This window comes from Paracoccus pacificus, from assembly GCF_042680785.1.
In the GTDB taxonomy this organism is placed as follows: domain Bacteria; phylum Pseudomonadota; class Alphaproteobacteria; order Rhodobacterales; family Rhodobacteraceae; genus Paracoccus; species Paracoccus pacificus.
On the sequence record NZ_JBHUEN010000008.1, the window covers coordinates 50,966 to 69,708 of the forward strand.

Annotated in this window: 15 protein-coding genes; 6 read left to right on the top strand and 9 right to left on the bottom strand. The window is 62.7% G+C overall.

Translation table 11 applies throughout. The features are described 5' to 3' along the window. Positions 1-96 precede the first annotated feature (96 nt). Positions 97-492 carry a DUF2958 domain-containing protein gene (locus tag ACFSCT_RS03320; RefSeq protein ID WP_012092593.1) on the bottom strand — a complete coding sequence of 132 codons (396 nt, stop codon included), beginning with the start codon at positions 490-492 and terminating at the stop codon, positions 97-99. Next, positions 489-1,448: an ArdC family protein gene (locus ACFSCT_RS03325; protein WP_379140091.1), complete on the bottom strand. Its 960-nt coding sequence runs from the start codon at positions 1,446-1,448 to the stop codon at positions 489-491. The genes ACFSCT_RS03320 and ACFSCT_RS03325 overlap by 4 nt, the downstream gene beginning before the upstream one ends. A gap of 480 nt (positions 1,449-1,928) precedes the next feature. Here ACFSCT_RS03325 and ACFSCT_RS03330 point away from each other — a divergent pair, with 480 nt between their 5' ends. Both ACFSCT_RS03330 and ACFSCT_RS03335 read left to right on the top strand, forming a co-directional pair. Continuing rightward, positions 1,929-2,828 carry a hypothetical protein gene (locus ACFSCT_RS03330; RefSeq protein ID WP_379140092.1) on the top strand — a complete coding sequence of 300 codons (900 nt, stop codon included), beginning with the start codon at positions 1,929-1,931 and terminating at the stop codon, positions 2,826-2,828. Beyond that, positions 2,828-6,130 (top strand): DEAD/DEAH box helicase, encoded by a 3,303-nt coding sequence (locus ACFSCT_RS03335; protein ID WP_310459385.1) that lies wholly within the window; start codon positions 2,828-2,830, stop codon positions 6,128-6,130. Before ACFSCT_RS03330 ends, ACFSCT_RS03335 begins: the two co-directional genes overlap by 1 nt. Before the next feature lie 163 nt (positions 6,131-6,293). Here the strand turns inward: ACFSCT_RS03335 and ACFSCT_RS03340 are convergent, their stop codons facing one another. Genes ACFSCT_RS03340 through ACFSCT_RS03350 form a run of 3 tightly spaced genes read right to left on the bottom strand, consistent with a single transcriptional unit; the run spans position 6,294 to position 11,762 of the window. After that, complete coding sequence (locus ACFSCT_RS03340; protein ID WP_310459386.1) at positions 6,294-9,566, bottom strand: error-prone DNA polymerase; 3,273 nt, start codon at positions 9,564-9,566, stop codon at positions 6,294-6,296. Continuing rightward, the gene (locus ACFSCT_RS03345; protein ID WP_143794789.1) at positions 9,563-11,086 is read right to left on the bottom strand and encodes a Y-family DNA polymerase; all 1,524 of its coding nucleotides are present in this window, start codon (positions 11,084-11,086) and stop codon (positions 9,563-9,565) included. Before ACFSCT_RS03345 ends, ACFSCT_RS03340 begins: the two co-directional genes overlap by 4 nt. Further along, a complete protein-coding gene (locus tag ACFSCT_RS03350; RefSeq protein WP_058098286.1) occupies positions 11,001-11,762 on the bottom strand; it encodes an ImuA family protein in 762 nt (253 codons plus the stop codon). Before ACFSCT_RS03350 ends, ACFSCT_RS03345 begins: the two co-directional genes overlap by 86 nt. A 112-nt stretch (positions 11,763-11,874) precedes the next feature. On the opposite strand from ACFSCT_RS03350, the gene ACFSCT_RS03355 reads away from it, so the two are divergent. The 3 genes from ACFSCT_RS03355 to ACFSCT_RS03365 are packed head-to-tail and all read left to right on the top strand — an operon-like array spanning position 11,875 to position 13,703. After that, positions 11,875-12,591 carry an SOS response-associated peptidase gene (locus tag ACFSCT_RS03355; protein WP_255471297.1) on the top strand — a complete coding sequence of 239 codons (717 nt, stop codon included), beginning with the start codon at positions 11,875-11,877 and terminating at the stop codon, positions 12,589-12,591. A gap of 9 nt (positions 12,592-12,600) precedes the next feature. Further along, entirely contained in the window at positions 12,601-12,843 is a 243-nt protein-coding gene (locus ACFSCT_RS03360; RefSeq protein ID WP_058098288.1) for a Y-family DNA polymerase, read from the top strand. Continuing rightward, complete coding sequence (locus tag ACFSCT_RS03365; protein WP_143794790.1) at positions 12,840-13,703, top strand: abortive infection family protein; 864 nt, start codon at positions 12,840-12,842, stop codon at positions 13,701-13,703. The genes ACFSCT_RS03360 and ACFSCT_RS03365 overlap by 4 nt, the downstream gene beginning before the upstream one ends. A gap of 70 nt (positions 13,704-13,773) precedes the next feature. Here the strand turns inward: ACFSCT_RS03365 and ACFSCT_RS03370 are convergent, their stop codons facing one another. After that, a complete protein-coding gene (locus ACFSCT_RS03370; RefSeq protein ID WP_379140095.1) occupies positions 13,774-14,988 on the bottom strand; it encodes an IS256 family transposase in 1,215 nt (404 codons plus the stop codon). Positions 14,989-15,347: 359 nt separating this feature from the next. After that, positions 15,348-15,524: a hypothetical protein gene (locus ACFSCT_RS03375; protein WP_161906020.1), complete on the bottom strand. Its 177-nt coding sequence runs from the start codon at positions 15,522-15,524 to the stop codon at positions 15,348-15,350. 51 nt (positions 15,525-15,575) lie between these two features. Here ACFSCT_RS03375 and ACFSCT_RS03380 point away from each other — a divergent pair, with 51 nt between their 5' ends. Beyond that, on the top strand, positions 15,576-17,345 hold the full coding sequence (locus ACFSCT_RS03380; protein WP_379140097.1) for a recombinase family protein: 1,770 nt from the start codon (positions 15,576-15,578) through the stop codon (positions 17,343-17,345). Between the two features lie 308 nt (positions 17,346-17,653). On the opposite strand, the gene ACFSCT_RS03385 is transcribed toward ACFSCT_RS03380, so the two are convergent. Then, the gene (locus tag ACFSCT_RS03385) at positions 17,654-18,337 is read right to left on the bottom strand and encodes a type I phosphoribosyltransferase (protein WP_379140099.1); all 684 of its coding nucleotides are present in this window, start codon (positions 18,335-18,337) and stop codon (positions 17,654-17,656) included. Between the two features lie 182 nt (positions 18,338-18,519). Next, positions 18,520-18,741, bottom strand: a complete 222-nt coding sequence (locus ACFSCT_RS03390) for a DUF2274 domain-containing protein (protein ID WP_379140100.1) — start codon at positions 18,739-18,741, stop codon at positions 18,520-18,522. Between the last annotated feature and the right edge of the window lie 2 nt (positions 18,742-18,743).

The window sequence follows — 18,743 nt, forward strand, 5'->3', positions numbered from 1 at the left end:
GAGCCACTCTCTCGACCTCCAACCCGTCACGAAGCGAAGCGCCGCCCTCTTCCTCTGAAGAGTGCGACGCCAGGCCACAAAGCCGGCAACCGGAAATCAGGATTCCCGGCTTTCCGTATCTGTGGATGTGCGGGTGAATGCCGCACCGGCGCGGTAGAGGGCTCGTTCCGCCGCCTGGATGCTGCCGGTTTCCCACGCAGCCTCCGCCCAGACCGAGATCGGGAAATCCCCGGTGAAGAGCAGATCCCGCTCGATCCCCATGCCGAAGGGCAACCGGACCCCACGCAGCTCTTCCAGGCTCCACGAGCCGAGTTCGGGGTAGCCGATATCGGCCAGGCCGAACATGATGTCGCCGCCCTGATCCAGCTCAGTGGCGAGCCAGACGCCCGCGCCGAAGGGGTTGAAGAATTTCACGACGGGGATGTGATCCCCGCCGCGCTGGCATCCATTGGCCAGAAGCCGGTCACGCTGTGTTCCGGTCAGGAGGATCATGCCGCGACCCTCCCGTCGATTGCAGCCGGATCCGGTTCCCCGGCATCTTCGGCCGGCAGATGCGACAGCAGCCAGTCGGCCGCGTTGCTGGCCTGCGAGGCGGCGCGGACGATGGCGCGGTTATCCTTGCGCAGCACCTCCAGCCAGGAGCCGATGTAGTCGGCATGGCGTACCGTCGGCACGATGCCGAGCGAGGCGCAGCAGAAGGCCGCGTTCATCTCGGCCACCAGCTCCTCGAAGGCATACTTCTTCGTGCCGAAGCTGCCAGAGAAATCCCGCCCCAGGCGCGAGGCATGGCCTGTGGCGTGACCCATCTCGTGGAGCGCCGTCCTGTGCCAGTTGATCGGCTCGAAATAGGCAGCCGGCGGCGGCACCTGGACGTAGTCGAGCGCCGGAACATAGAAGGCGCGATCTCCGCCGATGCGGAACTCGATACCCGTGGCCCGGATCAGTGCCTCGACCCTTGGCTCGATCATGCCGGGCGGCGATGGCGGGGCCTCGATGGCGATGTCCTCGGGCAAGCCCTCGCATTGCGCCGCGTTGAACACGGTGAAGCGCTTCAGGAAAGGAATGCTGCCTGCTTCCTCTCCCGTCTCCTGGGCGCGGCGCTTCTCGTCCTCGGGGGTGAAGCGGTCGGCATAGACGACGGTGGTGCCGCGCTCGCCCTTGCGGACATTTCCGCCGAGCGAGAGCGCCTGGCGGAAAGTGAGCCAATGTTGGCTGGGATAGCCGTGGTGGACCACGGCGCCCCAGAGGATCAGGACATTGATCCCGGAATATTGCCGCGCGGTCGCGGCGTTTCTCGGCATGGCGAGCGGCGCCTTCGCCGCCGCCGTCCCCCAGGGCTGGACCCAGGGAAGCCGGCCATCCTCCAGCTCGGCGATGATCTTGTCGGTGATGTCGTCATAGAGATTGCTGCGGGCGCCGCCTGGGCGGGCGCGGTCCTGTCTGGCCATCGGGATGATCTCCGCGACGGGCGCCGGAGGCCACTCCTCCAGCCCTCAACCCGTCACGGAAAACCCGCCCGCACTCGAACTCTCAGGGGGCGTTGCGGGGTCTCCCCGCTGATGGGGGTGCGTCGGCAACGCAGTGCCGACCAGGGGGAAGGCTTTTCCCTGCCACCTGAGAATCTCAGCCATGATGAACCTTGTAGTCGTTCACTGCGCCTGCATAGTGTGACAGTCCGAACAGAGGCTTGAGCGATTGAAGGGGCGGAGAACGGACGTTCGTTGCCGTGAGCGCGAATGACCACAAACTTCCCGATGTTCCCGATCGCGAGCTACCCCTCGAGCCACTTCACAGAACAGATTGCTCGACTTGAAGTACGTTTCTCACGTAAAACCAAATAAAGTCATGTAGTTGTTGTCGCACATCCGCAGCACTGTCATTGAAAAGAACGCGCATGCAGCCGCCGCTGCTAAGAGAGTCTTAACCAGATGAACAAGGCCCATGAGATAGACAGCCCCGACAAGATAACCGTTTCGGCCGGGCCGGAGGCCGGAGTTGCGTCCCCAACGGCGATTTCGACGGCAGCGTGCAAGGTCAACGAGCACTGTGTCGGCGATCACTGGACGGTCGGTGATGTCAAGTTACTAGCGCGGCTCATAGCGATCATCGCGATGGGACAGGCGAAGCACGCGGCGCGGATTATCGTGGACCTGCAGCCAGCGGTTCCGGCCTTGACGATCGACGTGCTCCGTGCCGATGCGAAGCAGCGTCTGACCGTGACCGGAGAAACGCCGGAAAAGCAGGACGCTCACAGATGGCATCGCGACGGTCTGATCTTCGAGGCGATCTCTTGGATCGCCGCCCGACAGGGTGCTGCCGCCAACGTGCTCATGAGAGAGCCGCACATCAGCGCGACGACACAGGGTCTTGACGGGCTCATGATCGAACTGGATGAAAAAGGTGAAACGGTCGTCCGCGCGACAATTCTCGAAGACAAATGTTCGAACGACCCCCGGCGAAAATTCAGAGACGAAGTTCTGCCTGCCTTCCGAAACTACCATGCGGGCAGAAGGGCTTCGGAGCTGGTAGCGGCAACATCTTCGCTGCTTGACGGTAGGATTCCCGACGAAGCGGTCATGGAGGCTGCAGGGCGGGTACTGGATATGGCATTCAGGGCCTACCGCGCCGGATTGACGATCAACCCTAACCACGACTCGGAGCTGGGACGCAAAGCCTTATTCAAAGGATATGAGGGGCTTGAAAAGATCACCGGGGCGCAGCGAATCGGGGCGACATTCCTGCCGCCTTCGGAACTGCGCACCTGGTTTGACGAAATTGCCGGTCGGGCAATCGCCTTCATTGACGAGCTCGGGGAGGATGATCACTAATGTTCGATCCGGTGACAGCGGAAATCATGCGTACTGCGCCAGCCTTGCCAGGCCTGAATCCTGCCGAGCTGCCGCAATTGCTTACAGCGCAGTATGCAGAACTGGCTGCCCGCAGAATGAGACGCGTCGAAGGCGCTGAAGATGCGGCGGGTGACGGCGCTGCTGACGGCGAATGGCCTCTCGCCCGTATTGCCGACGCCTATGAGATCGTTGTGTCCGTCCGGCGCGATGCCGACTACCGCAGGGCGGCGGCATTCGTTGCCGGCACGGCGCATCAAATTCTGGCGCAGGACCTCGCGCAGACCGACGCTGCCGGGTCTGTTGCCATCATGGATCGGGATCGCATCCATCCGGCGATCGCGGCCGCGGTGCTTTTTCTGGTGGCCGAGCAGTATGCGGACGCCCACGAAGCCGCGCGCTTTATCAGGCCGGAAGATGGAGAGCAGGACTATGTCTGCACGATTCTGGCAGAAGATATCCGTGACCTAGCGCGCGGCAATTTCCGGAGCATTCTTGACCGCGCGCAGCGCCGTCCGGAGGGGTTCTTCTCCGGCGGACTGCTTGAACAGCGGGGGACAACGGCGCTCTTCGAGAGCCTCGTCGTCGGTGTCGAGTTGTTTGCTGCGGAAGTTCTGGCAGAGGATGTGCCAGAGAAGGCGGCAAGGCGGTTCGACGGCGCAAGAGCGGCGTTCGCCCGCGTGTTGGCCCTCTCTTCGCTGGAGCACGGGCGCCTCGGCGATTTGTCCCAGAATTTTCAGACCACCTATCCGGGACCGCGTCATCTCGCATCACTGCTGGTGGCAGCCTATGACTCCATTGCGGGCGCGGCGGTTACACGCCTGCAGCCACCCGATGGTTCAGATCGGGATTACTGGCGAAGCTGGCTGAGGTATCGTGCGAATGCCGCACCTTTCGTCTGGCCCAATCATAGGGAGGCCATAGCGAAAGGATTCCACGAGAGCGGCAAGTCCGCCGTGCTCGTTCTGCCGACCGGCGCGGGAAAAACGACGGTCTCTTGCCTGAAGATTGCTGCTGTACTCGCAAGCGGCAAGTCGGTTGTGTTCTTGGCTCCAACTCACGCGCTTGTGGATCAGCTCTCCGACGATCTGCAGAAGGTCTTCCCGGAATCGCTGGAAGGTTCGGTTGTTTCGAGCGATTTCGACCGCTTGTTCGCTTCCGGCACCAACTTCGAAAGCATCGAGGTCATGACGCCGGAGCGCTGTCTTGCGCTTCTGTCATATTCGCCCGAGGCTTTTGAAAACGTAGGGCTGCTGGTCTTTGACGAATGTCATCTCCTCAGCCCCGTATCGAATCTCCGCCGGGCGCTGGACGGAATGTTCTGCGTCCTTGCCTTCAACAGCATCGCACCGGAAGCCGACTTCCTGTTCCTTTCCGCGATGCTCGACAATGGCGCTGCATTCGCAGAGTGGATTGAAGAGCTCACCGGTCGCACCTGTGTTTTTGCCGATCCGCTCTGGAAGCCGAGCCGACAGGCGCGCGGCGTCCTGCTGTATGAGAGTGCCGCCATCGTGCAGATGACACGCAACGCGATCGCCGTTCAGCGCGCGGAGGATGCCCGGAAGAAAAAGCGCGCAAAGAACCTGCGCAAACCGGCTGCCGAAGCTCTGCAGTGCCCGCCGCATGCTCTCTTCGGGCTTCGACACAACTGGCTGGCCGGTGCAGCGCCAAGCTGCACCCTGACGGCCATATCCGATGCGCCGGTCACGTTAACCGGTAAGCTCAACCGGGATGGTTCGATCTATCTGACGCCGAATGTAAACAAGGTCGCCGCGCAAGTTGCGGCTGCTGCGGCGCGCAACGGCCTGAAAGGCATCGTCTTCGTCAACCGCAAGGATACTGCCGCGTCCACTGCGCGTGAAATCTCGGCGCTGTTGGGTGACCCGCCAGAGCAAACGCAAGATGAGGAAGAGAGATGGAAGGCGCTGGAGATCGAGCTTGGCGGGCTGGAACACGCGATCTTGCCCGGGCCCGCCGCCGCCGTGCCCCACAATGCGCTGATGCTCAGGCTGGAGCGCGATCTGGCAGAACGCTTGTTCCGCCGTGCAGACGGGGCAAAAGTCATCGTCGCTACACCGACGCTGGCACAGGGTCTCAACCTTCCGGCTCATATTGCCATTCTTGCCGGGGACAAGCGCAGCGACCCAGACGAAGGAGGGCGTGAAGACCTGGAGGCGCACGAGATACTGAATGCTGCGGCCCGTGCAGGGCGCGCCGGTCACCTCGCGAACGGCATCGTGCTCCTGATCCCTGAAGGCGTGCTTCAATTCAGGCAAGGTAGGCCCTTCACGAAAGAGGTGCTCAACAAGCTGAAGTCGGTACTGCCGGAGGACGACCGCTGCCTTTCCTTGAGCGATCCCCTGCAGACAATTCTTGATCGCATTAATGTGGCGGCTGCTGCCGATCCCGATGTCGAGTATGCCCTGAACCGCCTGGCCACTGCGGTCGCGCCTGAAGGAGCAGAAACCGAGGCAACGACGCGCTTTTCGATAGGGCGGTCACTGGCTGCATTCAATGCCATAAGGATCAATCAGAAGGCGGAGTTCGATGCGAAAGTCGCGCGACTGAACGAGCTTATCGGCGAGAGAGCGAAGGAGGCTGATGATCAGGTCCTGGCGGAGCTTGCCACCCAGAGCGGCGCGCCGCTCGGCATCCTCAAATCGCTGCGGCAAAGGATCGAGGATCAGATTGAACGGCTACCCCAGACAATACCGGACTGGACGTCATGGATCATCAACTGGCTCGCAGAGGATCAGGATGCGCGCGATGCCATTCTGATCCGTGATGGTAGAACAATTCTCGGCGCTACCGGAAACAAGAAGGACGGACCGCTGACGGCCGACGCCGTAAGAAACCTCGAACCCGGCATTCTGGCCTGGCTACGCGGCGAACCCTTGCACGAAATCGAAAGACAACTCGGCGGTGACCCCGCTGAAAAAGCGAATTGCCCGCGTGCCCGTGAGCTAGTCTCTCAGCTAGTGCCGCTCAGCCTTTCCTTCGCTGCCGGTCTAGCCGCGCGCACGGCAAGCGAGATACCTACCGTCGCCGACGGAACGGCTACGCCGGTCTCTGTCATTGGCTGCCTTGCAGCCGGGGTCAGACGCGGCTTCGACACCCCGAGCAAGCTCGCCTTTAGCGATATCAAGCGTGGCTTCCTGAGCCGCGTTCAGACGCATCAGGCCTATTCCGCCACTATCGAGCGTGAGCCAGAGATCTCAAACATGGAAGAGTATCCTGCGGTGGTGGATCGCATGCGGATGTATCTGCTGCTGGTCGACGACTGAGTGTAGCAGGCAAGTTTTCAAGCATCCCTGTTGCCGTACGATCAATCTGGCTAAGGAAAGCAGAAGTTAGCCTCTGTGCGGTCGTGCGGCCGCAAAGAGCCGATTTCGTTTTCTGCAACTGCGGTCAATGCGAGGTTGCTGGGTGTCGTAAAGGTTCCGACCATTACCGAAAATCCCGCGTCTTTACCCTGATCGCGTCGACGTGCGGGTCGGGCACAGCCATACTGCACGCCCGCAGCCCCTTCGGTGGCTGACCGCGCAGATCAGGCGTCGGAGATTCTTGGTGGAGTTCGCTTCCTCTGCCATCCGGCAGGAGGGCCGCCACGTCGCGTTGCCCAACGCTGGCCAAATCCCGCGACAGATCGACGATCCGATGGACAACGAGATGCACGACCTCGCCCTCGCGCTGAACGCGCCCCCTGACGGCAATCATGCTCGATGAGAGAATGGCCCGCCGATAGCACTCGAACACTTTCTGCCAGACCACGAGATTGGTGATGCCGGTCTCGTCCTCGATCGTGATGAACATGACGCCCTTGGCCGAACCAGGCCGCTGGCGGACGAGGACGATCCCCGCCGTCTCCAGCCAGCGGCAGTCGCGCGCGCACATCGCCTCGGCGCAGGAGACGATGCGGCGCTTGCGCAGAGCCTCGCGCAGGAAGGCAACCGGATGGCGGCGCAGCGACAGGCCGGTATGGCTGTAATCCGCGACCACCTCGCCGCCAGCCGCCATCGGCCGCAGGGCGATGGACGGCTCCGATATCTCTGAAACCGTCAGGCCCTCGCGTGCCGAGGCTGCCGCAAACAGCGGCAGTTCCTCGTCGCGCAACCCCTTGATCGCCCAAAGCGCTTCGCAGCGCGCGAGGCCGAAGGGCGGGCGGAAACCGTCGGCCTCGGCAATGTGGACCAATGCGGCGACCGGAACCCCGGCCCGCCGCCAGAGATCCTCGACCGAGGCAAATGGCTGATCGGCACGGGCGGCGACAATCGCCGCCGCATGGGCATTGGCAAGCCCCTTGACCATGCGCAGGCCAAGCCGAACCGCAAAGCGCGCCTCGTTGCCGGTCGGCTCCAGCGTGCAATCCCAGCGGGAGGCATTGGCGCAGATCGGGCGCAACTCGACGCCATGGTCGCGCGCATCGCGCACGATCTGGGCCGGGGCATAGAATCCCATCGGCTGGCTGTTCAGTAGCGCGGCGCAGAAGGCATCGGGATGCCAGCATTTCAGCCAGGCCGAGGCATAGGCGATCAGCGCGAAACTTGCCGCATGGCTTTCGGGAAAGCCGTAGGAGCCGAAGCCCTCCAACTGCCGGAAGGTGCGTTCGGCAAAGTCCTGTTCATAGCCCTTGGCAACCATGCCCGAGATCAGCTTGGCGCGGAATTTCGAGACGCCGCCGGTGTGCTTGAATGTGGCCATGCTCTTCCTTAGCATATCGGCCTCACCGGGGGTGAAGCCCGCGCATTCAATGGCGACGCGCATCGCCTGTTCCTGAAACAGCGGCACGCCGAGGGTCTTGCCCAGCACCTTCTCCAGTTCGGGTGTCGGATAATCGACCTCTTCCAACCCCTCGCGGCGGCGCAGATAGGGATGGACCATATCGCCCTGGATCGGGCCAGGCCGGACGATGGCGACCTGCACCACCAGATCGTAATAGGTGCGCGGCTTCAGGCGCGGCAGCATGGACATCTGCGCCCGGCTTTCGATCTGGAAGGTTCCCAGCGTGTCCGCCTTGCGGATCATCGCATAGGTGCGCGGATCTTCGGCCGGGATCGTCGCCAGATCAAGGGCGATGCCCTTGTGTTCCACGATCAGATCCAGCCCCTTGCGCATGCAGGTCAGCATCCCCAGCGCCAGCACATCCACCTTCATGAAGCGCAAGGCGTCGATGTCGTCCTTGTCCCATTCGATGATCTGGCGATCCGCCATGGCGGCGGGTTCGATCGGCACCAACTCGTCCAGCCGGTCATGGGTCAGGACAAAGCCGCCGGGATGTTGCGACAAATGCCGCGGCGCCCCGCGAAGCTGGGCGGCCAGATCAAGGGTCAGGCGCAAACGCCGATCCTCCGGGTTGAGGTTCAACTCACGAAGCTGCTGATCGTTGACACCGGTCTCGGACCAGCCCCAGAGCTGGCCGGAGAGTGTCTGGATCAGATCCTCGGGCAGCCCCATGGCCTTGCCGACATCGCGCAGCGCGCCCTTGGAGCGATAGCGGGTCACGGTGGCGGTCAGCGCGGCCCGGTCACGGCCATAGTTCTCATAGACCCATTGGATGACTTCCTCACGGCGTTCGTGCTCGAAATCGACGTCGATATCCGGCGGTTCGCGGCGTTCCTCGGAGACGAAGCGCTCGAACAGCAGATCGTTGCGGCCGGGGTCGATGGCGGTGATGCCGAGAACATAGCAGACGGCGCTGTTCGCCGCCGATCCCCGCCCCTGACAGAGAATGCCGCGCGACCGGGCAAAGCGGACGATACTGTTCACGGTCAGGAAATAGGGCGCGTAATCGAGCTTGCCGATCAGGGTCAGCTCATGGCGCAACGCCGCCGTCACCTCATCCGGCACGCCCTCGGGGTAGCGGTTGGCCGCGCCCTGCCAGGTCATCCGCACCAGTGTTTCCTGCGGGGTCAGTGCGGGATCGTCGCGTTCCTCCGGATATTGATAACGCAGCTCATCCAGGCTGAAGCGGCAACGGTCGGCGATCTCGATGGTGCGGGCCAGCGCCTCGGGCCAGCGGGCGAAGAGCCGGCGCATCTCGGCGGGCGGCTTGAGATAGCGGTCGGCATGACGCTCACGGCGAAAGCCCAGCTGGTCGATGGTGGTGTTGTGGCGGATCGCAGTGACCACATCCTGCAGCATCCTCCGGCCAGGCTCGTGGAACAGCACGTCATTGGTCACGACGGTCGGCACGCCGATCCGCTGCGCCAGTTGCGAAAGCTCCCAGAGCCGCATCTGGTCGTTGGGCCTGCGGCGCAGGGTCAGCGCCAGATAGGCCCGGTCGCCGAAGGCATCGCGCAAACGGCGCAATCGGAACCCGCAGTATTCATCGGCATCATCCGGCACCAGCACCGCGATCAGCCCTTCGCCATAGGCGGTGAGATCGGCCCATTCCAGGTGGCACTTGCCCTTGCCGGCCCGGCCCTTGCCAAGCGTCAGCAGCCGGCAGAGCCGGGCATAGGCCGCTCGGTCGGTCGGATAGACCAGCACCGACATGCCGCAGGCGAGATCGAGGCGGCAGCCAACGATCAGCCGGATGCCGGTTGCCTTCGCCGCCTCATGGGCGCGAACGATGCCCGCCAGCGAATTGCGATCCACCACCGCCAGCGCCTCGATCCCCATCGCCGCCGCCGTCGCGAACAATTCCTCGGCCGAAGAGGCCCCGCGCAGAAAGGAAAACTGCGTGGTGACCTGCAATTCGGCATAGCGGGGCGCATTCATCCGAAAACCCCGTGCAGGAACCAGCGATGCGATCCGGTGGCGACATCCTCGCCGTCACCGGCGCGGAAGATCCAGAAGCGTTCGCCAGCGTCATCCTCGATGCGGAAATAATCCCGCACCGCGACCAGCTCGGCATCGCGCTTCCACCATTCCCCGAAGACCCGCTCGGGGCCATCGGCCCGGCGCACCCGCCGCCGCACGCCGCGCCACGAGATCCAGTTCGGCGGATGGTCGGGCAGCAGCGCCATGGTCTCGATCGGCTCGGGACGGGGCAACAGCCGCGAGGGGCGCGGCCAGTGATCGGGCCAGCCCGCGCCGGTCTCTTCCGCCAGGGCCGGAATGCGGCAGACGGATCGCTCGGGCACATCGCTGGCCACCGGCGCGAAGCGATAAATCGCGCGGGCGCCGACCCGGTTGGCGAGCGTGTCGATCAGGCCTGACAGGTCAGGCTCGGGCGCCTCGATCAGGTGGCTCACGGCCTGGCGCTCGGTCATGGGTTCCGCCAGCGTGGCCGTCAGCGTCATGATCTCGATGCCGAGGCCGGGGTCGATGGTCTCGATCTTGTCGCAGAGCAGCCGGGTCAGGCGCTGAGGGTCGCGCACCGGCCGCGCGAGGCCGATGCGGACGGTCTCGACACGGCTGTCTATCCGGTGGCAGAGCAGGTCGAGGCGGCGCACGCCGAGGCCGCGGGTCTCCAGCGCCTCGCAGAGCGTTGCGACCAGCTTTCCAATATAGCGGGCGATGGTCTCAGCGGCGGCGATGGGTTCGGCAAAGCTGCGCCGCGCCTCGATCATGTCCTCGGGGCGCAGCGGCTCGATGGGTTCGGCGCTGTTGCCCAGGGCCTGATCCAGCCGACGGGACAGTTCCGGCCCGAAGCGCAGCGTCAGGGGCGCGCGGGGCTGGCCGATCAGATCGCCGATCCGGGAAAACCCCAGATCGCGCAGGCCAGCCGGGATCGCGGGCGACAGCCGTAGAGCCTCCAGCGGCAGCGGCGCGAGCATGTCGATGCTGGCCCCCGGCATGGCGATCAGCACCGGATTGGACCCATAGCGCGCCAGCGCATGGGCCGCGCCCCAGGTGTCGGCAATGGCGGCCCGTGCAGACACACCCGACAAGGTGAGCCGCCCGATCAGCGCATCGAGCATCGCCGCATCGCCGCCATGCAGATGATCCGCGCCGGTAGAGTCGATCACGATCCCGTCCGGCGGATCGACCGCCACAATCGGCGCGATCCGTTGCAACACCCAGAGCGCGAGGCGCTCCAAGCTTTCGGCATCGGCTTTTGGGTCGGCGGGTTCAATCACCAGTCCCGGCACCAGCGCCTGCGCCTTGGTGACGGGCATGCCGACCCGCAGGCCGAGCGCCTGCGCGGTCGCGTCGACCGCCGTCACGATACGGCGGTTACGATCACGTCCTGCAATGATGAGCGGCACCTCAACTGGCGGCGCTGTGTCGCCGGCCTTCCGCCGCAGCCGGTCTGTCGGCCATGTCGGCAGGAAGACCGAGATGACCCGAGCCATCGCACGCCTCCAGTTCGATATCGAGGGATTCTCCCGCCCGCGCCCGGATCAGTTCGATCAGCCAGCGCGCGCGACCGACGCCGGGCACGGGCAAAGGCCGGGACGGCAGCACCGAGATCCGCCAGCGGGTCATCGCCGCCGTCGGCTGGCCGAAATCGCTGGCCTCGGCCTGCCGCCGCCAGCGGCGCAGGGCGAGGCCGATGGTGCCGCTTTCCTTGGCGGCCAGGTGCAGCCGCCGCGAGGCGGTCATCGGCAGCCGGGCAATATCGGCGACCACCGCGCCCAGCCCACCGTGCCGCAGGCCTTCCTCCATGCAGGCCAGGACCGACTTGTCATCGCCGGCCTCGACATGGATGACGCGATCGGGCGGCAGGCCGGCCTGTTCCAGGCCCGGCGCGAACAGATCCTGCTGGGCGACGCACCACAGCACCTTGCCTTGGGTCCGCGCGGCGATCCCGGCCACGAAACAGGCCGCCGCCGCGCCGTCCACGGCGCCGTTGCCGCCGCCCGCAACCTCATGCAGACAGCCAAGAGCCAACCCACCACCGGGCAGTTTGCGGTCCAGAGACGGAACGCCGAAGGGCAGCACTTCCCGCGCGCGAGCGCCATCACCTTCAAGCTGCGCGATTCGCACACGAAGGGCCGCAATGGCTGGACTGATGGCGAGCTCGTGCATCTGGAAGGCAGGCTCCGGATCTTCTCAAGGGCAAATCCTGTCGTTATGTTCTTTGTTTGTTCTAGTGCGCGGCGGGAGTCAATCTGAGTCTCGTAAGATGTGATCGGAAGCCTTGCCGGAACTTCTGGCGTATGATGGCCGCAAAATCGGAGAAGCGGGTTTGTGCAATCTCTACAATCTGACCACCAACCAGCAGGCGATCCGGGATTTCGTGGCGCTCACCCACGACAGTATCGGCAATCTGGAACCGATCCTCGACGTCTATCCCGACCGGCCCGCGCCGGTCGTGCGCAAAACCGATGGCGGGCTGGAGCTTGCTCGCCTTACATGGGGAATGCCCACGCCGGTCGAGCATCTGAAGACCCCGGACGCGCCTGACACCGGCGTCACCAATGTTCGCAAGACCTGGATACGGCACTGGCAACAGTGGCTCGGGGTTGAGCACCGTTGCGTCGTCCCGGCGACGGCGTTCTCGGAATACGGGCAGGTGCCTGATCCGGTGACGAAGCGCAAACCACTCTACTGGTTCGCGCTCGACCAGGCGCAGCCCCTGTTCTTCTTCGCCGGGATCTGGACCCGATGGGAAGGGACGCGCGGATCGAACCGCACGCCGAGACCGGGCGAACATGAACTCTTCGCTTTCCTCACCACTGATGCCAACGAAGTGGTGAAGCCGATCCATCCCAAGGCAATGCCAGTGATCCTGACCAATTCCGACGAGGTGGAGGTCTGGCTGACGGCCGACTGGCGCGAGGCGAAGGCCCTGCAACGACCTTTGCCCGCCGATCGGCTGGAAGGTATCGAAAAACCGGCAACTCCGACAGGTTGACGACGAAGCATGTCGGGATCGGGAGAACAGATCGGGGAGGCCGCCGAGCCAGACAGGAATATCGGCAAGATCATCCATGTGGATATGGATGCGTTCTATGCCTCGGTCGAGCAGCGCGACAAGCCGGAGTTGCGGGGCAAGCCGGTCGCTCCTAACCTAGCGCAGCTTCGGTCGAGTTCGAGATGTCAAGCGGCGGTACGTGCCCTCTCGAAGTTGCGCGACCTGTACCCCTCGGACTATCTTGAGGAATGATGCAAAGCACCGCTCCAGATCCCAATAAGCAACCGGAAATACTCGGTCGAACACGCCGGCTGACGCCGCAGCACAGAATCACCTTCGACCAGATATTTCACAGTGGTGGTGGCTACGTTCTGAATTTCTCTGACCGGACCATGGGTGAATGGTTTGAAGAATTCTTCGATTTCAATATTTTTGACGAACGTTATCAGATCGAGGGCGATAGCAAGGGCAAGACGCTGAGGGGTTTTATCGAGGTCGCCGAGCCACGCCTCGTTGCTCGCGTCCTTCGCGCACTATGGGACTATCGTTGTAGCCTGGACGGTTTCGTGGAAGACAATTCCGATCAGGAGACGCGACTCAAGATGTGGCTCGAACAGTTCACCAACGAGTTGGAGAACTCCTCATCGCTTAATCTGGACGAGGCGTTCAAGGACTTCTCGAGCGATACGACTTTGCCCAAGCTACGAGCGTCGATCGCTGGGGATCTGATCGGCAACAAGCCTGATGTGGCACTCGATCGCATACACACATACTGCGTGAAGCGGTTCCGTGCACTGCTAGCGGATCGAGGTATGCCGTGTGATCCATCGACACCACTACACGCCATTTTCGGTGCATATGGCAAAGCGGTGCGAGATGAAGGTGTAGTGAGCCAATTTGCACTACCGACCCTGCGCGTTCAGCATAAGCTCTTTGAAGGTCTCAATGACGCGCGCAACAAGCGCTCTTTCGCGCATGACAACGACCTCCTTGCTGTTTCGGAGGCGCGGTTCATCGTCGATTGCGTATTGGCATCGCTTTCCTTCATCGAACGGATCGAGGCCGACCGGGACTCAGCAAACACCACTTCGGACAACGAGATTCCGTTCTAGAATTGCCCTTCTTGCGGGAGTGTCTGAAACTCTGTGTATCTGATCTGGCCCATGCGGTTTTCAGATACGGTCAGGCGTCGAAGCGCCCGGCGAACATTATGGCCAGCTGATTTCGGGCGGCAACCCATTCCCTGACCGCGCGCCCGCCCTTCTCGAAATTGCGGATGGCCAGGAAGATCAGCTTCGTGGCGGCCTCCTCGGTGGGGAATGAACCCTTCGTCTTCAGTGTTTTCCGCAGCACCCGGTTTAGCGATTCCACAGCATTCGTGGTGTAGATGATCTTCCGGATCGCGGCACTGAAGGCATAGAACGGGATGACCTCTGCCCATGCCCGGCGCCAGGCCGGTCCGATGGACGGGTATTTCCCGCCCCAGTTTTCCTCAAATGCGTCCAGCTGGCGGGCGGCCTCCTCGGCGGTCGGGGCCTCGTAGATCGGGCGCAGGTCGGCGGCCACGGCCTTGCGGTCCTTCCAGCTGCAGTAGTTCATCGAATGCCGGATCAGGTGAACGATGCAGGTCTGGACCGTGGTCTCGGGGAAGGCCGCGGTGATGGCTTCCGGGAAGCCCTTCAGCCCGTCCACGACCGCGATCAGGATGTCCTGGACGCCGCGGTTGCGCAGTTCGTTCATCACCGACAGCCAGAACTTGGCACCTTCGTTGTCGGCGATCCAGAGCCCGAGAACCTCGCGCTCCCCCTCCCGGGTCACGCCGAGCGCGATGTAGACCGCCTTGTTCTTGACCATCCGGCTGTCGGCATCGCGGATCTTCACCCGCAGGGCGTCGAAGATCACGATCGGATACATCCGGTCCAGCGCCCGGTGCTGCCAGTCCCGGACCTCCTCCAGAACGGCATCTGTGACGCGGCTGATCAGGTCGGGAGAGACCCGCAGGCCGTAAAGATCCTCCAGATGGGCCTGGATGTCGCGCACTGACAAACCGGCGGCGTAAAGGCCGATGATCCTGTCATCCACCCCGTCGATCCGCGTCTGGCCCTTCCTGACCAGCTCGGGCTCGAAGCTGCCGTCGCGGTCGCGCGGCACCGACAGCGGCACCTCGCCGTCCGAGCCCTTCACCCGCTTCGTCGCAACCCCGTTCCGGCGGTTGGTCTGTTCGGCTGGAGGCTCCGCACCGACCTCATAGCCAAGGTGCGCAGTCAGTTCCGCCCCGAGCATCCGCTCCATCAGCCGGACCTTCAGCTCCTTCATCAGCCCGCTATCGCCAAGCAGATCCTCGGGCCGCTTGCAGCCCTTCAGCAGCTCGTCCAGCAACTCGTTGGAAATCGTCATCGTCCTTGCTCCTCTCAGGAAGCATGGACCGGATCAGTCATACACAGAAGAGCGGACACTCTCCTTCTTGCTCGGGGTCAGGCCACCTGGTCCAACTGTCGACCCAGCCAAGTATTGCAGCTGCCCCCTGCCCGCATTAGACTGACCTCAGGACATGGCTGGAACGTCGCGCTGTGCGAGCAGATGTTCAAATCTCCTGGCGAGCCGCAAATTCGCACATCGTCGCGCCAGTATTTTTGCGACGCCATGCTGCTCAGGACTACGCCAATGCCCGACCCAGCCCTCCATTCCCCGCCGAACGCCGCCGGGCGCTTCTCTGTAACGCATTGGAAATGCTGCGTAGTCTCTGTGCAGGCTCTTCAGGGATCGGCACGGGAATGGCACGGCAACGACAAACCACCGCATCGAAGCTTCGGCTGGTCACCGAGACCACCGATGAAGCCGTTGCGCGCGTTGCTGGCACCCGCAACCCCGACCCCCGCCTCGCCGATCTCGTCCGGCAACTCGCCCGGCAGGCTGCGGGCGATTTCGTCCAACAGGAGACGGCCCGATTGGCGGGCGGCCGCCTCCCAGACTGAGGTGTCCGCATGAAGGTCGCGCTCTACGCCCGCTACTCGTCCGACAACCAGCGTGACGCCTCGATCACCGATCAGCTGCGCATGTGTCGCCTGCGTGCCGAAAAGGAAGGCTGGACCGTCGTCGAGGAATACACCGATCACGCCATCTCCGGCGCCAGCATGATCCTGCGGCCGGGTGTTCAAGCCTTGATCTCCGATTCCCTGCGCGGCCGCTTCGACATGATCATGGCCGAAGCGATGGACCGCCTCTCACGCGACCAGGAGGATATCGCCGGTATCTTCAAGCGCATGACCTATGCCGATGTTAAGATGTTCACCCTGTCCGAGGGCGAGATCACCCATCTGCATGTCGGGTTGAAGGGCACGATGAACGCGCTGTTCCTGAAGGATCTGGCCGACAAGACCCGCCGTGGGCTGCGCGGTCGGGTCGAGGATGGCAAATCCGGCGGCGGTCTCTGCTACGGCTATGACGTGGTTAAGAAGTTCGATGATCGTGGGGAAGCCGTCCGCGGCGACCGGACCATCAACGAGACTGAGGCCGGGATCGTGCGCCGCATCTTTGCCGATTATCTCGAGGGGAAATCATCGCGCACTATCGCCATGGCGCTGAACCGCGAAGGCGTACCGGGGCCGCAGGGCAGCGAATGGGGACCATCAACGATCCACGGCAACCCGAAGCGCGGCACCGGCATCCTGAACAACGAACTCTATATCGGCAAGCTGGTCTGGAACCGGCTGCGCTATATCAAGGACCCCGACACCGGTCGGCGCGTATCCCGCCTGAACCCGGAAAGCAATTGGGTCGTCCATGAGGTTCCCGACCTGCGGCTCATCGACCAGGATGTCTGGGATGCGGTCAAGGCACGGCAGAGCCGCCTCGCCTACGATGTGGTCGAGACCAGCCCGAATCCCCTGAACGACCGGCGTCGCCCGAAGCATCTCTTCGCCGGCCTCGTCAAATGCGGCTGCTGCGGTGGCGGCTATACGATGATCTCGAAGGATCTGCTCGGCTGTGCGACGGCGCGCAACAAGGGCACCTGCGACAACCGGCTCAACATCCGGCGCGACGCGCTGGAAGCCTCGATCCTCAACGGGCTACGCAAGCATCTGATGGATCCCGCGCTGTTCAAGGAGTTCTGTACCGAGTTCACCAGGGAGGTGAATCGGCTGCGCATCGAGCGCGGCGCCGATCTGGAGGGTTGGAAACGGGAACTGGACAAGATCAGCAGGCAGATTTCCCAGATCATCAATGCGATCACCGATGGCATGTATCACCCTTCCATGAAGGAGAAGATGACTGGGCTGGAAGCCCGCAAGGCGGAACTGGCGGACAAACTCGCCAATGCCGACGAGCCGCCTCCCCTGATGCATCCGAACATGGCCGGTCTCTATGCCCAGCGGATCGGCCAACTCTACGAACATCTGCAAGATGAAGACGGTCGTACTCGCGCTGCCGAGACCTTTCGGTCGCTGGTCGATCAGGTGACGCTGGTTCCCGACAATGGCGAGCTAGCCATCGTCCTGCGCGGCGACCTCGGTGCGATCCTGCGGTTTGCGGCGGGCAAGAAAAACCCCGACTTCCTTGCGGAGGCCGAGGCTTTGGACAACCTGCTATCGCCGGGATCGTTGGTTGCGGGAGGGCGCAACAGCCGATCGCTGCGGAATGAGGGTAAAAATGCAAAAACCTCCGCGACGGTGTCAGCGGAGGTTTCGCAATTATCGTTGGTTGCGGGGGCACGCAACTACCGATACCGACATTCGCTCCAAATTGCTGTCTAATCAGCTCAGCGCGACTCTGACAGGGGCGCAACGCACAAGCCTGCTGTCGCCAAAAGAGCCTCAAGGAGGCCCGGAATTCATCGACAAAGATGGACCAAAAAGGAAAAGCCGCCACGCTTCGCAGCGTGACGGCTTCCTGAACCTGATCAGCCGATGCCTGATCGTGAGGCTTTTTCCCCTTACAGGATGGCCACCTCGGGCGCCGCTCGGACCTGCACGTCGCCGTGCTTGATGTTTTGAGACCGTGAGGCATAGGCACGGTCTGTCTTGATGCGTGGAGAAATAGCGTAACAGGCCTCGAATGTCAATCATGATGACGGTCGCACAGCGTTCAAGTCGCTCAGCAGGCAGACCCCACGCTCTACGATCGCACCCTGCTCTCGCAGACATTCCGCCACAGAGATAATAGATGTTCCCGACGACACAAGGTCGTCGATCAGCGCAATCCGCTGCCCTTCCAGGGCGGGCACTTCTCCGCTTACGGTAAACGGCTGAAAGAAGCGCCGCATCGGTTTTGTGACTTCCTTCATCTGGAAATCCGTGTCCCGTTTTGCCCTTCTCAGTTGGCCGAGTTCGGCCTTGAAAGCTCTTTCATCACGATCTTTCGTGAACTGCGGAAAGCTGGCGTCAATGGCGTCCAGAACCTCACCGACGGTCCGCTTGCGCAGAAAGTTCGATTCTACGAGCGGCAAACCCGACACCTCTGCGACGCGCTTTGCAAACAATCGGCATAGGGGCTTGCTCGACGGGACATCCACGAGAGCATCGACATCCAGATCACCGACGAACGCGGCAAGGATCTCATCAGCGCGCTTGTAGAGCATCTGGTGGTACATTGGCTGCATACGGTAGCCGTTCATCTCTTTGAGCGCGTAAACCAGCGGATTGCCATCACGGTCATGTCCTTTCGTGGTTTTTCGGCGAAAGACGTATTGAAGCCGTAGCCCATAAATCGCTCCCTCTGTCGGATTTCCTTCGAGCGAAGTGTCCACAAGTTCCTGATGGGAGTGATCGATGATCACAGTCTTGTTGGCGTAAACGTTTATCCCCAAAAACCCTCAGCCCTCATCTCATGTAACCAGAACAGCGCATCTGCCGTATGTAAAGTATTCGTGTATATGACCTCGCTTCGAGAAGCACCCAGAAATGCTGCCCTTCGGGGCGGCGAAGCCAGCTAGCCCCCCAGACGACGTGCCTTCGCAAAGCCGCGGTCGGTGGCGATAAACCGCTCCAGCATCGGCACGATCAGCCGGACGGGATCGGCAGCGGGCTGGCTGCTCTCGCGAGCCAACACCTCGGCATAGGCAATCAGATCACGGTGGAGCGAGCCGGGCAATTCCAGCGTCACTTTCACGAGTTTGTCTTCAACGAGTGGCCCAAGTTTCAGCTTTGTCATAG